Below are 17,886 nucleotides of genomic sequence, written 5' to 3'. Positions count from 1 at the left end.
TTTTAATTATTAAATAGTTTATAATTTTGGAAGTACAGTAACCTGTATCAATTTTGTATTCTTGACATGTTCTTCTAAATGTCTGCCGCCATTTTTCTCCATTAGCTGTATGGTTAAATATTTTTTTTCCGGAATTGTAAATTTTGGCAGCGCAAATACAAAGATATTTTCTGCTTCAGCTTCAATTTTATCAACATCATTCAGGATATAAATTGGTGTAATTTCGATTTCCTGTGAAGCAGTACGTTTTATTTTTTTAGTGTCGCGAATAAAAAAGCGGAGCTGATCGATCTCATAATTGATTTTAGAATTGTTGGTTACTTTTATCCTGTAATACATTACTTCGTCACGAATAAAAATTCCGTTGAGCCTAAAATCAATATCATATTTATTTTCCCTTTGACCTCGCAGCTTTTTTTTGTCGTATAAGGCTAACTTTGAATATTCCTCAATATCCTGATCATTAATAATTTCATCTGAAAAATAAATTTCCTGTCCATCCGGCTTAGTTTTATTCAGTGTAAGATTCAGCTGTGGAAACTCTTCATTATAGTCCAACACGAAAGAGTAGAGTTTACCATCTGCAGTTACTACCGTGAGATTGGTCTGGAAAAATCCCTTTTGGGCAGCCTTAACCTGAAGGATGTTTTCAAGACCTTTTGCTTTTTGTACCAATATGTCGGGACTTCCTTTGTCGACACTTTTTATGGCAAAAGGAAATACAATATTGGTCGTTTTTGAATAGGCTATCATTAAGGAGTCGGATTCTGTTTGGGATAAATGTTTTTTAGCTGTTTGCTGTGCCAATACACCGATGGTCATAAATAATAGATAAACCATCATCAATAGTTTTAAATTTTTCATCTGTATCTTTTTTTTAGTTTTTAATTGGAATCTTTTTGTTTCTGTTTTTCATCACGCAAGAGCACCTTATAACCTGCTTTTACAACTACTTTAACCAGTTTTACTTTTTTGCTTAGAAGACTTTTTGCAGCTTCAATTCCCGCTCCCGCTGCTTGAGCTCCCCAGGAATCGTCTAGTGATGCAACTCCTAAAGTTTGCATGGAGCGATCAGCCGAAGCTTTGGCAACATCACGATTAATGGCTCCCGGAATATATATACCAGCAAGTCCGTCCATATCATAAACAGACAAATCTACTGGGAATAAAGAGTTGTTGTATCTAATACTACTAATATTGATTGTTAATCGTTCTCCTTTTAAGGAAGCCACTCCAAACAAAAAATTGTCTTTTGGAACTTTAATACCGTTTATGAAAATGTCATTCATGAGTCGGAACTTAACTGTGGAGCCATTTACAATTGTTTGTGTTTCATGAATAATGACTTCTATAGCATTCTGCATTAAATCATCATTTTCAAATTCGTCTAAAGAGTAAAAACCATTCTGTTTGTACTCAGAAATGTTCAATGCCTTGTTTTGTAAAAAAGAAATAGGATCTTCATACGCTTTGGTGGAAATAGCAAAGACTTGTCCACGCTGAGCCTCGGAAGCTTTTTTTAATTTTTCCTGTACTCTGTTTGGATGTTGGATATCCAAAATACTCTCCAGCATTCCACCGAGTTGCTGCAGTTCCGGATCCTGACTTTCCTGCTCTTTATTCATGGATTGCATCATTTGTTCCAGCCTGTCCACATCATTGGAATGTATTGAGGGTTCATTTGATTTTGTATATCTAGCATATTTACTGTTTTGCTCTGGGACTGATACTGGCGTATTGATTGCTTTTTGCAATGCTTCCAATTTTTGATGCACTTTTTCTTCGTTTGGATCGCGATAAACAGATTTATTTAAACCATGTTGTTCTTTTCTTTGAGTAACAGCACTGCTGTCCTCAGTGGAATCAATCTGAAAGGATTGGCTTAAATAGTTTGGATCTTTTTTGATAAGTTCATCAAGCTTTGCTGAATCAAGAGCAGCCAGATCGTAATAGTTCATTTTATCGAGCGGAAGTCCTTCTTTCAGGTTCGCATTGGGAAGTTTTAGATTAAAACCTTTTTGCTGTGCTGCTGCTGAATTGGCAGCATCCATTTTTCCACCGCCCAATGCCCAAAATATGGCCGTTAGAAATGGCAAAGCTAATATTGGCAGTACCAAGAGCATCTTACGATGCTTTAAGGTCTTTAATGATTTTGTGTTTTGTTCCATGATATTAATTTTTAAGATGTGAGTAATAATAATTTTCTATTATTGTTAAACTGTCCAGAAGTCCGGGACGATTTAATACAATGCTGTCATGAGTTTTTTTGCCTGTGGGACTTCGCCCCAGACTATCCATATATTTCCTAAAACTTGTGATTTTTTCAAATTCTGTTTTACTAATAATCGCATTGAGTTCAAGAGGCTTTTCTTTTAATGGTATATGATTGGTTGGTTTGGTAATCGGAGCTATTGTTATATTTCTAGATTTATTATTTGAAAAGCTATTCACAATTAGGTAAATACTGCAACCTCCTGTAAACACTATAAAGGCGAATAGAATCACAATCCAGTTAAGACTTGAAAAATGAGCCGTTTTAAGTTCGAGCCAATGGGCGCATTTATACTGTAATCGCAGATTAGCCTGTTCAAACTTTTGCCATAGATTATTTTTAGCCCTTTCCATAACATTGTTTTTTTCGCTGTTTCTTTTAAAAGTGAATTTCATGATGGCAGATTTATTATTTTCTATTTTCGGTACTTATGTCCCTATTCTCAATAGTATTCCAACGCTCGATTAAAAAGCCATGTGGATTGTTATCGCTTCTCGATACGTTACGAAGGTTACCTTCAGTGATAAGGTTCCGATGTGCAATGCTGGTGGTGCGAATGATATTTTGAGTAGCATAACATCGGAATCCATACGGATAGTTGTTAAGATCAATAGTCACACTGTCAATCTGTATCGTTTGGCTGACGTTCCCTGATATGATACCGGAGTAGTAACCGTTTTCCTTTAAATCATCATAAACCCTTTTGGCACTGTCATCCGCCAGATAAAGAGCTTTTGTTACATTGCTTTTAATGACTTTATCATCCGGGTCAAGCGTAAAAAACAGCTTATGAAACGTTTTTACATGATCCCTTGCCTCTACAGGTATATTGTCTTTTCGGTCCGAAGCATAGGCTTCCAGCGCCTTTCCGTTAGCCAGTATATAAACCTTGTTCTGCATTTGAGATACAAGCGCAAAACTTTTATAAAGTGAAAAGCAGCTAATCAGGATACATCCTATAATGACCAGCAGGGTAAAACCACGAACATGCCGAAAGGCAGTGTCAATATTTTTCATTTTGCTAAACATAAACTTTGAATTTAGGGTTAAGATTTACCTTTTAATTTATCAGCCATATAATTATCCTTGTCCTTGAAGTAAGGCGCAGAATTTCCGGAATCTGACATGCTTTGATACATACGACCGGCAGCATTCCCCATAGCATCCGCTACCATTGTTGTCCCTTGAGATGTAGTATTGACAATGGAAGTTGTAGAATTACTAAACATACTGGTCACTTTTTGTCCGAGTGCACCGCCACCTCCGGCATGAACAATGTAATTGGCAACAGAAGGGACAGTGAAATAACCTATAATTCCAATAATCATAAAGACCAAATAGGCAACATCAGTCCTGCTAAAGAAAGTCTCTCCATATTCTCCTGCTTGCGCAATATCAATCTTTAGCATATTCTCCTGAATTTTTCCGATGATGCTTCCAAATATGTTAGCCACGGGAAGCCACAGATAGATATTGATGTAACGTGCCAGCCAGACGGTAAGGGTGTGTTGAAAACCATCGAAGACCGAAATGCCAAAAACGATTGGACCTAAAATAGAAAGTACCACCAATTGAAAAGTCCGCAGTGTATCGATGCACAGGGAAGCAGCTTCAAATAATACACGCAGTACCTCGCTCATCCATTCTTTTACTGAATTGCGGAAATTATAAGAGGCCTTGCTCATGGCAAATTTGATATCATTTCCAATACCATCCAGCATGCCCTGCCCACTTGGATCTGCATCATCATGGGTATATCGGTACCATTTATCCTGATCTCCGCTTCCTGTAGATCCCACATACATTTTCCAGGGATCTGTTTCTTTGAGCGCTTCTTCTTTTTCTTTAAGCAGTCTTTCAATCGCTTTGTTCGATCCTTCCACCATTGCAGCAGTTGCTGTAACAGTAGGTTTCATGACACCATTAATCATATAGAGGACTGAGGGAAAAATCATAATGCAAAATCCGATAACAAAAGGACGAAAGAGCGGATAGAAATCTATGGGTTCAGCACTGGCAATATGTCTCCAGACTCTTGAGGCGATATACCACATAGCGGCAAAACCGGCAAGTCCCTGTCCAACCCCAATCAGATTACTGCATAATGGCATCATTTCATCATACAATTGTTCCAGTACACTATGCAGACCGTTCATGTCGTCTGCAATTCCTTGTGCCTGGATCGTAAATGGCAATATCATTGCAAGAAGAACAAGTATTATTTGCTTATTTATCTTTATCATAACAGTGGATATTTAGTTATTTAACTTATAAATAGTACGCATTGCGCGGGTATCATTGCGCTCTTTTGCACGTTGTAAAGTCAGTACAGCAGTATTATTGTTGAAGTTTCTCAGAAACAAAAGTTTGTCCTGCATATCTGCATATATTTTGTCAATAGCAGCTAGCCTTTCATCATCGGACATTCGCATTTTATTTGCGGTAATCACCGATGTGAGTTCATCAAGATTTCTAAGACTTTGTTTAAACAGATTATCGTACACCCTTTCGAAATAGGCAATTTCTTCAGCATTAAAATTTTTACTGTCCCTAAAGCGGCTAAAAGCGGACTTGTATTCTTTTACCAGCAGCACCTGATAATTCACAATGTCACCAATACGCCTGTAATTCTTAACTGTGGGGCTAACCTGCATGAGCGCATCAAGAAATGTTTCATGAAGGTTGAAATTTCCTTCAGACAAATCTTTTACAGTATTATAGCCTCCACTTAGTATTTCATAGCCCTTTTTCATATCCTTTAAAATCTGTTTGAACTGGGCCAATTTCTCTATGTTCAAAATCAATTGCTGGATTTCCTGTTTTTGAGCGGTTATCTGGGATGGAAATATGAGTCCGATAAACACAATTCCTATAATCAATAATTTTTTCATGGCAAATCAGTATTAATACCGTTTAGGACACGGCTGTTTTTTGCTTCTTTTAATTCGGCAGCTTTTGATACAGCCAGGATTTTAGTTTCATTACTGAAGCTCTCAGAAAAAGCGTAGTTATCCAGCATATTCTGGTAAATCATATCAATGCGTTTCATTCTCTCATCATCTTTCATTTCTAACTTTCCGTCCGTAACGATTGTTAGAAGCTCATCCAGATTGGTATCACAATTTTTGATTAACCTTTCAAAGACCCTTCTGATATAATCGACTTCATTTCCATGAAACAAATCATCCTGCCGGATTTGCAGATAAAAGCTTTTGTAACTTTTCATAATTTTTATCTGGAGTCCTATAATTTCTGTTACCCGAGCATACTTTATTATTTTGGGGTTGACTGTCTTAAGGGAATTCAGGTAATCAGTATGAAGATTAAATTCTCCACGTTTGAAATCTCCTATGGTATTGAGTCCTTTTTTGACTGCTGAATAGCCTTTTTGAGCATATCCGATATAGACTTGCAGGGCTGCTATTTGCTCTAAAAGCATCCTTTGCTGTTTTGCCTGTGCCTGAAGATTCCCTGTGGTCAGTGCAGTAAAAAGCACCAGTAAGAATATTTTTTTCATGATTTTATTTGTTGTTTACGGAATTCCGTAAAATTGTTTAACGGATTTGACATCATGCTCTGTTTTGGCTCTTTGAAGGCTCAGTAGTATATTTTGTCTGTTGAAGAGTGTCAGGTCATCATAATTAGCATCTATCTGATCTGCAGCAGCATTTATAATCTCCAGTCTTTTGGCATCACTCATCTGTGTTGTAAAAGAATCCAATACAAGGAAAATCTGATCGATGTTTTTCAGGCTTTCATTTAATATTCCGGAATACACACTTTGCATATAATCGAGTTCACTGGCCTTAAAATGAGCATCTTTTTGGAACAGGTTCCAGGCTCTTTCATATTCATCTACCAAACGAACCTGCTTTGCACTGATATCTTTGATACGTTGGTAATAGGTAATGATAGATTTGACTTTTGCCAGTTCCTCATAGTAATTCTTATAGAGTTCTTTTTGTTTCTCAGTCCAATCTGAAATCTCATCCAACTTTAGTTTGGAGAGTATATTCTCTATTTTTTTCTGCGCATTCTGCAACCAGATCGTTTTGTTCTGCAGTTTTTGGATCCTTAGGTCAATAGCCTTAATTACTTTTTTGGCAACCGCTTTTACGATTTCTAAAATCGGTATTGCTGCAACCGTTGCCGATCTTGCCGGAGTGCTGATCAGTAAAAAGCACAACAGGCAAATCGTGATTTTAATTTTTGCTTTCATATTATTGTTGTTTAGTTTTCTTAATTTTTATGCTCTTAAGTCATTAGCAAGTGCCGCAATGCCTTTTCTGATGTCTCCATCAAATTTCTTAGCATACGCCTGTACTTTTACTTTTTCAGTTTCTTCAGTTGTGTAGGCATAATACTCCTCAAGGGATACCTCGGTGCGGTATACTTTAGACTGCATACCTCCAAGGGAGATAAACACTTCTTTGTATTTCTTATCAGGATCATTGGCTTTGTTTACCGATAGTACGAGTGCCTTTTCTTTTTCGGTAAGCCCAAGCAGTTCCTGAATCTGTTCGAACTTATTTTGATACTTACTTTGGTCCAGTAGTATTTTGCAGTCACTGTTATTGATAATAGCCTGTTTAACGACCGGAGAGGATATAATATCTTCTACTTCCTGAGTCACTACAATGGCTTCCCCAAAGAATTTACGAACAGTCTTGAATAAATACCGAATATATTCTGCCATTCCTTCCTTGGCAATAGCTTTCCAGGCTTCTTCAATCAGGATCATTTTACGAACCCCTTTGAGCTTGCGCATTTTACTGATAAAGACTTCCATGATAATGATGGTCACCACGGGAAAGAGTATCGGATGGTCTTTGATATTATCGAGTTCAAAAACAATAAATCGTTCTTTTAACAGATCCAGATTCTCGGTAGCATTGAGCAGGTAATCGAATTCACCTCCCTTGTAGTAAGGACGCAGTACATACAGAAAATTGTTTACATCAAAATCCTTTTCCTTTACCTTGTCACCTTCCAATATGGATACAAACTCATTTTTCAGAAATTCATAAAAACTGTCAAAACATGGAAATAAATCGGAATTGCTATCTAACTTTTCATAGTACAATTGCAGTGCATTGGACAGTGCTACATATTCACTTCGATTGAAAGTTTCATTGTCTTTTTTCCAGAGTGCCAATAAGAGTGTTTTAATACTTTCTTTTTTCTCGGTATCCAGAGAATCACCTTCGTTGATATAAAAGGGATTAAACCTAATAGGGTTCTTTTCATCGTAGGTAAAGTAGTAGCCCTTTACCATATCACAAAGCCCTTTGTAGCTGTGTCCAACATCAACAAGTACAACGTGGGTTCCTTGCTCATAGTAACTTCTAACCATATGGTTGGTAAAAAATGATTTACCGCTTCCTGAAGGCCCTAGTATGAACTTATTCCGATTGGTACAAATCCCCATTTTTACTGGTTCGTCGCTAATGTCTACATGAACCGGTTTTCCAGTCAATCGATCTCCTAATCGAATTCCAGTTGGACTCAGTGAAGAGCGGTAACCTGTTTCCAGATTCAGAAAACAGGCAGCTTGTTCCGCAAACGTATCAAAGGTGTCATTCATTGGGAAATCTGCGGAATTCCCGGGAATTCCTGCCCAAAATATTTGTGCGCCACCCACTGTTTCTTGTTTAGCAGCTGCATCCATCTGAGCCAGTGCTGAAGAAACTTTATTCTTCAGGTCTTTGAGCTCTTCTTTATTATCTGTCCAGATCAGCACATTAAAATGTGCTTTTACAGGCAGTCGCTGCTGGCTGATAGCCTCGTTAAGAAAATCATTTGTAGCATCTCGCGCAATCAGGTTCTCCCTACTGTAGGCTGATAAGGATTGCAGTCGCAGTCTTTTACTTTCAAGTTTTTGCAACGTTTTCTGGAAATCCTCTATGAAAATATATTGATTATAAATGTGGTTACAGGAAAGTAATTGCCCCAGAGTCGAAGCAAATCCGATACTGAATTTGGTCTTATCTGTGGAATAGCGGTCATAATTAATTCTCGAACCACATAAGGCAGGCAGATCAGCGGCATCCCCCAACGTATAAATCTGGCAATGTTTGTCTCCTACCTGAAGACCATCATCAAAAGAGATATCTTTAAAAATAAATGAGTTTTGTTTTTCAGACAAAAAACAATATTGTTCAATAATACCGATCTTTCTGCTATGGCTTTTAAGTTCATCATTACCAAGGCGGGTCAATTTGACAAAACCACTGTCTTCCAGTATGCGTCTGAATTGTCCGGTACTGTCAATAAATTCCTGACGTAGCTGTGCTTTTAATGTTTCTTCGGGAACTATTGAACTTCTAAGTAAATTTGAAAACAGGGAACTGGATGTTTTTCTGCCTGCCGGTTTTTTGGTTAAAAAAATGTAACAGGAATGATCCAGAAAGGGACGTTCATTAAAAAAGCGTTCACTGCTTCGGGTAAGAAAACTCGAATCTTCGCTTTTGAAATCGGGTTCAAACTTGCTGTCTATAAACCAGTCCTGCTTATGGAATACGCTAAATTTCGGAAGCAGTTTTATCGCTTTAAGCCACGCCTGATGAAATGCTTCGTATTCCTGATCCGACAGGGTAAATATCTCGGGCAGTTCTGCTTTAAACACTACTGTCACATCTCCTTGTTTGGACAGGATGCAATCGTGCTGCACATCCATAATTGGTAAAATATCATCTATCATCTTTTCCATCATCCTTTTTTTTACCGCTCAGCTAATGCTGAGCAAATTCTATTTGGTCATCATAAAAATTTTTCTGCTTTGCGATTTCACAGCTTTAGGAATCTGTCGTTTCGCTAAAGCTTTCATCATTCCATATTGACCGTATTGGTGGCTCATTTTATATATTTTCAAAACCCACAATGTTCCTGAAACACCAATAATTCCGATACAGATTAAAGAGGGTAAGCCGGCTATGTACATAATGGCAAACAGTATCATAAGCACAATGACACCACCACCCAAATACCAGATATACTGCGCTTTTAACCCTTTAAACTCGATGCTCTGGTTAATTCCTTTGTTGATTTGATACACACTGTTTGACATGGTCTTTATTTTAAAATTTCATCCTGCTGCTGCGTCTCATTTCTGAAAAAGAGCGCTCCTGCCATTTATCACTATTGCTTTCTGCCGCTTTGAAACCCTGTGATTCTTCACTGCTTTTTACTGGCAGTTGAATTACCGGAGTTGTATCCGATAGTTTTGTTTCATTACTGAGACTAGCCTCTTGCGGATTGGCTTCTTTCAATTGGTTCTCCTGAATTTTCAGGGCTATTTCCCTTTCCAGACTAGAGAGATCGCTTTTCATTTTTTGAAGCTCATCTTCCTGACTAAATACTCTTGTGGTTAATTGTTGTAATTCCGGCAGTTGATTTTCAATATCATTCAGGGACTTTTGGTATTTAGACCTGAGATGTTCCACCTTATCAATGGCATTTAGAAAATGGCGGGCTGCCAATTTTGGATTGTCCACATTTGGAGTTCCTCCATTGGAAGTATATTTAATACCATCTTCAAAACGTTGTGCATAAAAGCTGTTGGAGTAACGGTACTGGTACAAACCATCATTTTGATAGGCTTCACGTTCTCTTTTTATATAGAGTCCAAAATCATATAACTTCCCAATTTGTTTGGCCTGGTTTTCTCCTTCTGGAGGTTTCCAGTTTTTATAGAGCAGGATAATTTCTTTGCCGATACTTTCTGGATCTGCTGTCTTGCAGTCATACAACTCTATAGGATTTGCTTTGGAACCATCAGGTTCATACTTCAGATTGTTTTTGTAAAAACTGTGATCAGAAGTTAGTTTGTCCAGTGTTTTAGTGGTGATTCCTTTTTCCTCCATTAGGTATTCAACCTGATATTTAGTTCTGGAAATTTCCTTGTAATGTGCTTTTTTAAGGCTTTCCATTACCGTTACTTTTTTCTCCAATTTTGATTTTTCCAGTAATGAAGTATCACCTGATAATACTGCGATATATTCTGAAAAGTTCATTCCACTTTGCTCGTCCATGGCTCCCTCATCAATAGTCCTCACATTAAGTTCACAGTTTTTCATCTGACTGATAAAAGTCTGTTTGTTCTTCAAAAGGTTGAATTTGTAATTGTCCAGGGATTGCTCTGTGGCATAGATGAAGTTCTTTACTTTATTACCATAATGCTGTTTGGCGACTTCATTACCTTGTCTGCTGCCTCGGCCATTGCGTTGTCCCAGATCTGATGGTCTCCAGGGAATATCCATATGATGCATCGCCACAACACGCTTTTGCACATTAAGCCCGGTACCTGCTTTTTCTGTACTGCCCAGAAGAATACGTATCTCACCTGTATTCATTTTAGAAAACAACTCCGGTTTCTTCTTATCGGTCCAGTCGTGTATATAGGTAATCTCATGAGCAGGGATATTAAAATCCCTTACCAATTTTTCTTTAAGTGCATCATACATATTAAAGGCATCCGGCTTGGGTGTCCCGATATCCGAAAAAACAATCTGGGTGCCTTTATGCTCGATGGAAGCCTGATAAATTTCAACCAGATTTCTGGCGCATGTATTGACCTTATTATTCGGATGATCATCATATCTTTCATTTATCAGCCTCATATCGGCAGCCATTTTTTTAGCGTAATTAGTAGCTATAAGCATCCTGCCTTTGTCTTCCTCCGAGGTAAGAGGCGCCCTGCCGATAAGTGTCGCATTACCTGTTTTGGCAAACTGCATGAGCTGGGTAATGAACTCGGTTTGTTCCGGTGTCGGGCTGACATTGATAAGTCGCTCTTCAATTTCAGGTTTGTCCAGATCAATATGTTTGGCTGTTTTGTAATCGGTTATCTCATTGTAGAAAAGCGCCAGTTCCGGAACTTTAATAAAATGGCGAAAACGCTCCTTGGCAATAATCTCATTGGTGACCGAAAATTCAAAATCAGTTGTTTTTCTGGCAAAAACAGCTGCCCATCCGTCAAAATTTTCAATATGCTGGCGTTCCATTTCTTTAGGGCGCAGGTATTTGAAAAGCAGGTACATTTCTGTCAGACTATTCGATATTGGAGTTCCTGAAAGAAAGGTCACACACAGATCCGAGTCGAATTTTTCCTGAAGTGTGCGCACCGCAAACAACATATTAAGTGCCTTCTGGCTTCCTTGCATATTTCCAATTCCTGCCACACGATCGTGACGGGTAGTGAAAGTCAGGTTTTTGAATTTGTGAGATTCATCTACAAACAAATGATCGATTCCCATTTCTTTAAAGTTGATCCCGCTGTCTTTCTTTTCTTCTATATCTTTCAGTATTGTTTTTAGTTTACCATCGAGATTATTTTTACGTATTTCAAGTCCTTTTAATATTTTTTTAGAAATGTCACCTCCCAAATCTCTTGCTGTATCAAGGTCCCGTTCTACATTATCGAGTTCATTTTGCAATATTTCTTTTTGGATTTCAGGTGATTGCGGAATTTTACCAAACTGATCGTGCGTTAAAATGATACAGTCCCAATTATTATTTTTAATCTCATGGAAGAGTCTCATTCTTTTTGCCGGAGTAAAATCATTTTCACCAGGTGCCAATATTCTTGCATTGGGATAAGCCTTTCGATAGGTTGCTGCAATTTGATTTACATTGGCATTCAATGCCAGTATTGCAGGTTTATGAATAATCCCTAATCGTTTCATTTCATTGGCAGCCACAATCATGGTTAATGTTTTTCCAAGCCCAACCTCATGATCGATTAAAGCGCCACGGCTCTGAATGATACGCCATGCCGCATTTTTCTGCGAACTGTACAAGTCTTCAATCTCCAGGGCTTTTTTATCCAAACCCGGAAAGCTCATATGACTGCCATTATATTCTCGCAATACGTAACAATTGAACGTATTATTATAGAGGCTCTCCAGTTCATTTTTATCGCTTATTGGCAATTCCTGCAGCCACTCAATAAAGCCGTTACGGATGTTTTCAATTTTTTGATGGGCAAGCTGTATGGCTTCATTGTCCGGCATTCGGATCGGTTTTCCGCCGACTCCCTCAACTTCATAGGTAAAAAAGGGAGCCGTATTTTCGAGCGCATACTCCAATATCGTGTAGCCATAAGTGGTTCTGCCGCTTTTGGGAGTCACCGAAAATTCTCTGTCAATTTTTGTATTGTGCCCTGTACTTACTTTAAAGGTATCCAGTGATGGGAAATAATTAATTTCAGTTGGCTGGTCAAATAATTTTCCGGCAAAATTCTCATAGTATCGGGTGGGAATCCATCTCTCACCCAGATTAAAATCGAGTAATTCAAAAGGGATACGCTCAGGCTGTACTTTTTCCAATGCCTGCAATCCTTTGTAATATTGTGTGTTTTCAGGATACTGTTGTACAGCATGTTTAGCCTGCTGTAACTTTTCCACAACATTACCGCTTAAATAGAGATCTGAAGTTTCCCAATTCTGACCTGTAGGATTCAAATAGATATGCTGGTTCAGATGCTCTATAACCTCGTTTTGTTCAAGTCCTGTCGCAGCAGTTATAAATCCTAAGTCAACAGCTCCTTTTTCATTCAGACTTCGCGCTAGTGCTTCAATTGGATCGTCTGTATAATAGCGCTCTTGCTGTTTTGCTATAGATTCGCTTAAGATATCAGACTTCACATAACGTTCACCTTCTTTGCGTTCCAGTGAAGAAAGAATAGTGAAACCAAAAGCGGAATCCTGCATGATTAGCCTGCGATTCTCAGCACTATTCAAAATACCATAGTGGGACACAAATTTGGTATACTGCTCATCTAGATTTTTTCTAACCTCTTCATTGCCAGCTTTATCTGGTTGCTCTTTCTCAAACAATTCCAGATAATTATCCCGTACTAGGATATAGGAATCGTAAAATTTTAGATTACCCTGCGATGCTAATGGTTGAAAAAAAGCCTGTTTGTGTTCGTTATTAATATCACTTATAATTCCAACAGCTTCTCCAAGACGAACCAGTGTTCCTTCTTTGTAGAATGGTTTGAATGAAAGATTTTCTTCATAAATCTGTCTTTCCAGATTAAAGGCAGATTCCAGGGTTTGGTCTCCTTCGTAAATATATTTGTGATCATAATACTGAAGGGTATTGGATAAAGCCAGTAATTCATGAGGCAGTAATCCGCCATTCATCCAATTGGCTGAAAAACCGTCAATTTCTTTTACATTAGAATATAATTTATACAAATACCGATTGGACTTGTTTTGTTTAGCAGCAATCAGCACAACATTTTCATGTGAGGGATTATCAGTAGTACGTATGGTGCTCAGTATCCGTGCAGTTTTTTTATCCACTACAGTTTCATCAAGAGGATTGATATAATCCATTGCACGGTTGATGTTTTCCGCAGGTACAGTATCAAACAAGCCAAGCTGGACAGAAATACCGCTTGCTTTACTCTCGGGCATGGGTAAATAAGTGAATTTTTGCCCGATTGCTTCAGCGGGCTGAACTATGTCCGTTTTTTGAGCCTTCTCAAAGCGTTTCGGGTTAAAGTTTTCTTTTAATCCCTTGGTAATATTTTCTGCAAGACGATCTTTAATAGAATTAATATCACCGTTTTGTCTCACACTTTGATGCGCTTGTCCGTACTGGTTTTTACCGGCTTGTACTTCATTCCCAATGATGAGCTCGGGTCTATTGTGCAGATATTTATTGGTGTTGTATTTTCCAACTTCATTTTCCAGTTCAACGGTTTGCAGCAGCTCATTTTCATTATCAGACAGGGTTTGTTTATTCTCGTTTTTTTGGACAATAAGCAGATGATTAGGAGCATCGGTATTTCCTGTTTGCTTCATCAGGTTGTCAGGCATAACTGCCACACTCACAAAATCCGCATTTTGAAAAAGATATTCTCGCACGCTCTGATTAGAAGGACTGTTCAAAAAACCGTCTGTTGTAATATAAGCCATAAGACCTCCATCAGCCAGTTTGTCCAATCCTTTTGCAAAGAAGTAATTGTGGATTTTCCCCGAAATCGTTTTATCGGGATAGGCTTGGTCATAAACAGAAAAATTACCAAAAGGAATATTGCTGACCACAAGATCATAACTGCCGTTGTCATTTGTTGGAGCTTCTTCGAGTCCTATTACATGAGTGGTATTTTTAGTTGAAAGTGTACTGTTTAATGCTGAAAGTACCAGTCCGCTCAATCGGTCTTTTTCCACAGCAGTAATCTGTTCCAAATTTGAAAATGTGTTTTCTGCTTCAGTGATAAAAATGCCTGATCCTGCTGATGGCTCGTATAATCTTTTAGGATTAATGCCTTGTTGTTCCAAAGCCCTGTAAAAAGTTTTGGGTACAATTTCCGGTGTATAAAATGCGGTAAGGACACTATTACGAAGTGAAGAAACAACTGAATTATAATCTTTTTCAGAATAGTTTTCCTGCAGTATTCCGTGCAGTCTTGTCATTTCCGGATGCAGCTTCAAATCTTCTTTTGTAGCTCCGGATTTTATCCAGTCTTCGTTAGTACCATGAGGATATAAAATAGCCTTGAGTCCCCCAAAGCCGGCATAGCCTTTAAGCGCGTCAACTTCTTCTTTCGATAAAGCATCACCTTTCTGCCATTGCATTGCAATGGTAATCGCCTCGATATTGGCACTTAGTTTTTGGGATAGATTGTAAGCCATAATTACTCCTTTTCATTCTACACACTGCTGTAAACAGCTCAACTCACATAGTCAGCAATCTGACCGATAAGGGCATTTCTCAAATTAGGGTCTTCTTCATTTTCTTTAGTAAAACCAATGGTTTCAAAAACTGGCTTACAGCTTTCCATAAGGTTGATTACCTCATAGGTCAGGATACCTGATTCCTGAAAAGCGGCATAAGTTTTCTCAAACTCATCTGAAAGAAGGGAACGGATATATAAAAACCGGGAAGGTTTCAGATCTTCGGTAAGTATATTGAGACAGATTTCTTCGATGATGTATTTAGGTGTACCGTCAGATAACATTTCGTCCAATAGGGATTTGACACTGCTTATTTTCTCATTGAGATAATCCAGTACACTGTAATCTTCCTGTAGTGTAAACATCAAATCTGGATTGTTATGGATAATGTAAAACCATAACTTTTCTTTGAGTAGATCTTCCATAGCGACTTGCTTTAGATCCCAAAGAAGGATTTGATTACGGTGGCCACTACCACCAGAAAAACACAACTTCCAAACCAGGCTGCCGCTACTTTTCCGGTATCAGGATCACCTGCATTCCATTTTTGATATACTTTCACAGCGCCAATAAGACCTAGTAATGCTCCTACGGCATACATCAGTTCAGTTCCTGCATCAAAGTAACTTCGAACCTGTTGGTTAGCTTCGTTAATTCCTGCCAGACCATCTTGGGCATAGGTTTCATAACTGATTACAAAAAACAATTGTGCCAGAAGCCTACAGATATTATTTGTTTTTTGCTCAATAAACTTTTTAAAATTCCAATTCCATTTTTTCATCGCACATTTATTTTAAAGTTGAAAAATTCAGATAAAAAAACGGAGGTGTAGCCGCTGTCGCAGTTCCACTTTCCTGTTACATCTGCCATACTGCGCCGGGATGGACAGGGGCGATTCCTCCGTTATATTGTTTTAGAGTTTATTCCCAAAGGGCTTCTGCTTCCTTCTGTGTCAAATTGATTGATTCGAGTTTGTCACATTCTGAAACTATCAACTCGCTTATTGAAGAATTAAAAGGGGAATTTTTAACTGAGGGAAATTCTCTTAGGAGAAGCTGCAGATAATAGGTAAATTCTTTTTTGACTAATTTTTTCTTTGCGGAATCTGCAATAAAAGTTTTTAATCGTGCCACCAGAGCATCAACGTCCTGAAAGGTAGTGTCAAACTCTCCGAAGGAAGCTTGTTCTGAAATTTCTTCAGGTGATTCTTGGGCTTTTAATTCAAATTTAGGATCTTGGTAATTTGGGTTTTCAAATCCACGGAATTGAAGCTTCCGCCTTCCTGATAAGACTTCTTTGAGGTCATCAAAATAAAATCGAAATCCAACAAATAAATACCAGCTTGCCAATAGCAGAATAATTACAACTATGTAATTACTCCATGAAATGTTTGTAAACATACCTCATCATTTTATCGTTCTACATTAGTTTCTCACAATCCCGGTAAATTGATAATTCCAAGCCAGGATCTTCATTATTACAAGGCAAAGAAACGATAGAGATAAAACTGCTACAAGTACAACTTTTTGTTGTACCCCTATTGTACCCCGTTGAACCCCCAGTAAAATCAAGGGTAAAAAAATAAAATAAATGCAAAAAAAAATAAAAAACCTCCACAAATGGGAGGCTAATTTGATGATGAAATAATTATTTTAGGATATTTATTTCTGTTCTAAAATGCTAAAAAATCGATTTTTGAAACAAGAATAATTGGACAATGCCAAACGGCTTTTAGCAGTAGTGCTTTTCTATTGTTTTTCTAATTGTATTGAATTTGTTTTCAAAAAATCCACAACAACATCACAAATATTTGGTATTAATTCGTTAGTAATTCTATTTGTCAATTGTCTTGTGTGAATTAATAATTTTGGTTTTTTCTCAGTTTTATTTTCTGAATGTATCCAAATTTTATCTTTTGCATTTAGATTATGTAATTTAATAAATTTTACATTGAATAACTCACATATTTCTCCTGGGTCTGTTTCTATGTATTTATTATCACTAGCAAATATTATCACTATTTGAAAATCTTGAATAAATTTACTTTTGAAAAACTCTATTTTTCTTAATTTAAGTTCTTCTCCAAACTTCTCCTGTTTTTTTGCATCTTTTGTGTTTGGTGCCTGTAAATTGCTTAATTCTGTAGTAAATATATTTTCAATAAAACTGATTTCATATTTGTCTTTTTTATCAAATTCTATATTTAAATTTGACAAAATACAATCGTATAGTTTTTGATATCTTTGCCAAGTATGATTTAAGTTTCTGATCTTTGCTTCTTTTGGGACATATCTTTCAGAATAATTAAATTCTTTTTCTCTCCAAGATTTAGCGCTTCCATGAAACATTTCTTCTTCAATTTCAGCTCCAGCTTCTTTTCCTATAAACAATATTTTGGCGGTAGGATTTCCCAATCCAATATATTGATTTTCTGACATTGTCTGAAGAAGTTCTTCTAAATATATATTTTCTTTCATCAGATTTTTTTGATTTTTATGCCAGTATCATTACTGCCAACGTTCTCGCACTAGCAAGGGGTTTGGGGTTAAATTAAGTCTTGTTTTCGGATTTGTCAAATCATACCAAATATAAAACCAACTTCCCATTAAGCCAAATGCCAAAATCCGTTGTTGTAGCTGTTGGCTATTCGTCCTTATTAAGCAACTATTTTTTGAGTATCAATTCACTTACCTTTTTTTAATACCTTCATCTGCATTTTTTATGGCATGATTTGCTAATAAAGAATTTATTCCGAGTTCTTCTTTTTGTTGAATATTATTCAATAGACTCTCCAAAGGCCATTTACCTTTTGCTCGATTTATTTTAGTAGAAGTAGTTAATTTATTTCCATTCATTAAGCATGGCTAACAATTTTTTCATTAATTCAAACCAAATATTTTTTCTTAGAGCCTGTTTAAAAATTAA

16 protein-coding genes are annotated in these 17,886 nt (G+C 37.2%); all 16 read right to left on the bottom strand.

The window, feature by feature from the left end; genetic code table 11:
- Positions 1 to 18 precede the first annotated feature (18 nt).
- Positions 19 to 864 (bottom strand): conjugative transposon protein TraN, encoded by an 846-nt coding sequence (gene traN, locus B0A67_RS04510; RefSeq protein WP_072964968.1) that lies wholly within the window; start codon positions 862 to 864, stop codon positions 19 to 21.
- 20 nt (positions 865 to 884) lie between these two features.
- On the bottom strand, positions 885 to 2,168 hold the full coding sequence (traM, locus tag B0A67_RS04505) for a conjugative transposon protein TraM (protein WP_072964967.1): 1,284 nt from the start codon (positions 2,166 to 2,168) through the stop codon (positions 885 to 887).
- A 4-nt stretch (positions 2,169 to 2,172) separates the two neighbouring features.
- Positions 2,173 to 2,667: a hypothetical protein gene (locus B0A67_RS04500; protein ID WP_072964966.1), complete on the bottom strand. Its 495-nt coding sequence runs from the start codon at positions 2,665 to 2,667 to the stop codon at positions 2,173 to 2,175.
- 13 nt (positions 2,668 to 2,680) lie between these two features.
- Positions 2,681 to 3,289 (bottom strand): conjugative transposon protein TraK, encoded by a 609-nt coding sequence (gene traK / locus B0A67_RS04495; RefSeq protein WP_242670924.1) that lies wholly within the window; start codon positions 3,287 to 3,289, stop codon positions 2,681 to 2,683.
- Positions 3,290 to 3,318: 29 nt separating this feature from the next.
- On the bottom strand, positions 3,319 to 4,515 hold the full coding sequence (traJ, locus tag B0A67_RS04490) for a conjugative transposon protein TraJ (RefSeq protein ID WP_072964964.1): 1,197 nt from the start codon (positions 4,513 to 4,515) through the stop codon (positions 3,319 to 3,321).
- A gap of 12 nt (positions 4,516 to 4,527) precedes the next feature.
- Positions 4,528 to 5,163 carry a hypothetical protein gene (locus tag B0A67_RS04485; RefSeq protein WP_072964963.1) on the bottom strand — a complete coding sequence of 212 codons (636 nt, stop codon included), beginning with the start codon at positions 5,161 to 5,163 and terminating at the stop codon, positions 4,528 to 4,530.
- Positions 5,160 to 5,789 (bottom strand): hypothetical protein, encoded by a 630-nt coding sequence (locus B0A67_RS04480; RefSeq protein WP_072964962.1) that lies wholly within the window; start codon positions 5,787 to 5,789, stop codon positions 5,160 to 5,162. Before B0A67_RS04480 ends, B0A67_RS04485 begins: the two co-directional genes overlap by 4 nt.
- A 15-nt stretch (positions 5,790 to 5,804) precedes the next feature.
- A complete protein-coding gene (locus tag B0A67_RS04475) occupies positions 5,805 to 6,491 on the bottom strand; it encodes a conjugal transfer protein TraI (RefSeq protein ID WP_072964961.1) in 687 nt (228 codons plus the stop codon).
- Between the two features lie 27 nt (positions 6,492 to 6,518).
- Positions 6,519 to 8,981 (bottom strand): TraG family conjugative transposon ATPase, encoded by a 2,463-nt coding sequence (locus tag B0A67_RS04470; RefSeq protein WP_072964960.1) that lies wholly within the window; start codon positions 8,979 to 8,981, stop codon positions 6,519 to 6,521.
- Between the two features lie 39 nt (positions 8,982 to 9,020).
- Positions 9,021 to 9,338: a DUF4133 domain-containing protein gene (locus B0A67_RS04465; protein ID WP_072964959.1), complete on the bottom strand. Its 318-nt coding sequence runs from the start codon at positions 9,336 to 9,338 to the stop codon at positions 9,021 to 9,023.
- A 10-nt stretch (positions 9,339 to 9,348) separates the two neighbouring features.
- Positions 9,349 to 14,919 carry an Eco57I restriction-modification methylase domain-containing protein gene (locus tag B0A67_RS04460; RefSeq protein WP_072964958.1) on the bottom strand — a complete coding sequence of 1,857 codons (5,571 nt, stop codon included), beginning with the start codon at positions 14,917 to 14,919 and terminating at the stop codon, positions 9,349 to 9,351.
- A gap of 38 nt (positions 14,920 to 14,957) precedes the next feature.
- Entirely contained in the window at positions 14,958 to 15,386 is a 429-nt protein-coding gene (locus tag B0A67_RS04455; RefSeq protein ID WP_072964957.1) for a DUF1896 family protein, read from the bottom strand.
- Positions 15,387 to 15,397: 11 nt separating this feature from the next.
- A complete protein-coding gene (locus B0A67_RS04450; protein WP_072964956.1) occupies positions 15,398 to 15,742 on the bottom strand; it encodes a DUF4134 domain-containing protein in 345 nt (114 codons plus the stop codon).
- Between the two features lie 139 nt (positions 15,743 to 15,881).
- Entirely contained in the window at positions 15,882 to 16,361 is a 480-nt protein-coding gene (locus B0A67_RS04445) for a hypothetical protein (RefSeq protein ID WP_072964955.1), read from the bottom strand.
- A 348-nt stretch (positions 16,362 to 16,709) separates the two neighbouring features.
- Complete coding sequence (locus B0A67_RS04440) at positions 16,710 to 17,438, bottom strand: hypothetical protein (RefSeq protein WP_072964954.1); 729 nt, start codon at positions 17,436 to 17,438, stop codon at positions 16,710 to 16,712.
- 210 nt (positions 17,439 to 17,648) lie between these two features.
- Positions 17,649 to 17,816 (bottom strand): hypothetical protein, encoded by a 168-nt coding sequence (locus tag B0A67_RS24915; protein ID WP_207557309.1) that lies wholly within the window; start codon positions 17,814 to 17,816, stop codon positions 17,649 to 17,651.
- Positions 17,817 to 17,886 lie beyond the last annotated feature (70 nt).

Origin of the sequence: Flavobacterium aquidurense (assembly GCF_002217195.1) — a bacterium.
GTDB lineage: Bacteria > Bacteroidota > Bacteroidia > Flavobacteriales > Flavobacteriaceae > Flavobacterium > Flavobacterium frigidimaris.
The sequence above is the reverse complement of the archived record's forward strand: the minus strand, read 5'-3'. Positions and strand labels throughout refer to the sequence as shown.

Excerpts from the sequence above, each read along its gene's own strand:
- traN (WP_072964968.1), bottom strand. The coding sequence starts at position 864 with ATGAAAAATTTAAAACTATTGATGATGGTTTATCTATTATTTATGACC.
- traM (WP_072964967.1), bottom strand. The coding sequence starts at position 2,168 with ATGGAACAAAACACAAAATCATTAAAGACCTTAAAGCATCGTAAGATG.
- B0A67_RS04500 (WP_072964966.1), bottom strand. The coding sequence starts at position 2,667 with ATGAAATTCACTTTTAAAAGAAACAGCGAAAAAAACAATGTTATGGAA.
- traK (WP_242670924.1), bottom strand. The coding sequence starts at position 3,289 with ATGAAAAATATTGACACTGCCTTTCGGCATGTTCGTGGTTTTACCCTG.
- traJ (WP_072964964.1), bottom strand. The coding sequence starts at position 4,515 with ATGATAAAGATAAATAAGCAAATAATACTTGTTCTTCTTGCAATGATA.
- B0A67_RS04485 (WP_072964963.1), bottom strand. The coding sequence starts at position 5,163 with ATGAAAAAATTATTGATTATAGGAATTGTGTTTATCGGACTCATATTT.
- B0A67_RS04480 (WP_072964962.1), bottom strand. The coding sequence starts at position 5,789 with ATGAAAAAAATATTCTTACTGGTGCTTTTTACTGCACTGACCACAGGG.
- B0A67_RS04475 (WP_072964961.1), bottom strand. The coding sequence starts at position 6,491 with ATGAAAGCAAAAATTAAAATCACGATTTGCCTGTTGTGCTTTTTACTG.
- B0A67_RS04470 (WP_072964960.1), bottom strand. The coding sequence starts at position 8,981 with ATGGAAAAGATGATAGATGATATTTTACCAATTATGGATGTGCAGCAC.
- B0A67_RS04465 (WP_072964959.1), bottom strand. The coding sequence starts at position 9,338 with ATGTCAAACAGTGTGTATCAAATCAACAAAGGAATTAACCAGAGCATC.
- B0A67_RS04460 (WP_072964958.1), bottom strand. The coding sequence starts at position 14,919 with ATGGCTTACAATCTATCCCAAAAACTAAGTGCCAATATCGAGGCGATT.
- B0A67_RS04455 (WP_072964957.1), bottom strand. The coding sequence starts at position 15,386 with ATGGAAGATCTACTCAAAGAAAAGTTATGGTTTTACATTATCCATAAC.
- B0A67_RS04450 (WP_072964956.1), bottom strand. The coding sequence starts at position 15,742 with ATGAAAAAATGGAATTGGAATTTTAAAAAGTTTATTGAGCAAAAAACA.
- B0A67_RS04445 (WP_072964955.1), bottom strand. The coding sequence starts at position 16,361 with ATGTTTACAAACATTTCATGGAGTAATTACATAGTTGTAATTATTCTG.
- B0A67_RS04440 (WP_072964954.1), bottom strand. The coding sequence starts at position 17,438 with ATGAAAGAAAATATATATTTAGAAGAACTTCTTCAGACAATGTCAGAA.
- B0A67_RS24915 (WP_207557309.1), bottom strand. The coding sequence starts at position 17,816 with ATGAATGGAAATAAATTAACTACTTCTACTAAAATAAATCGAGCAAAA.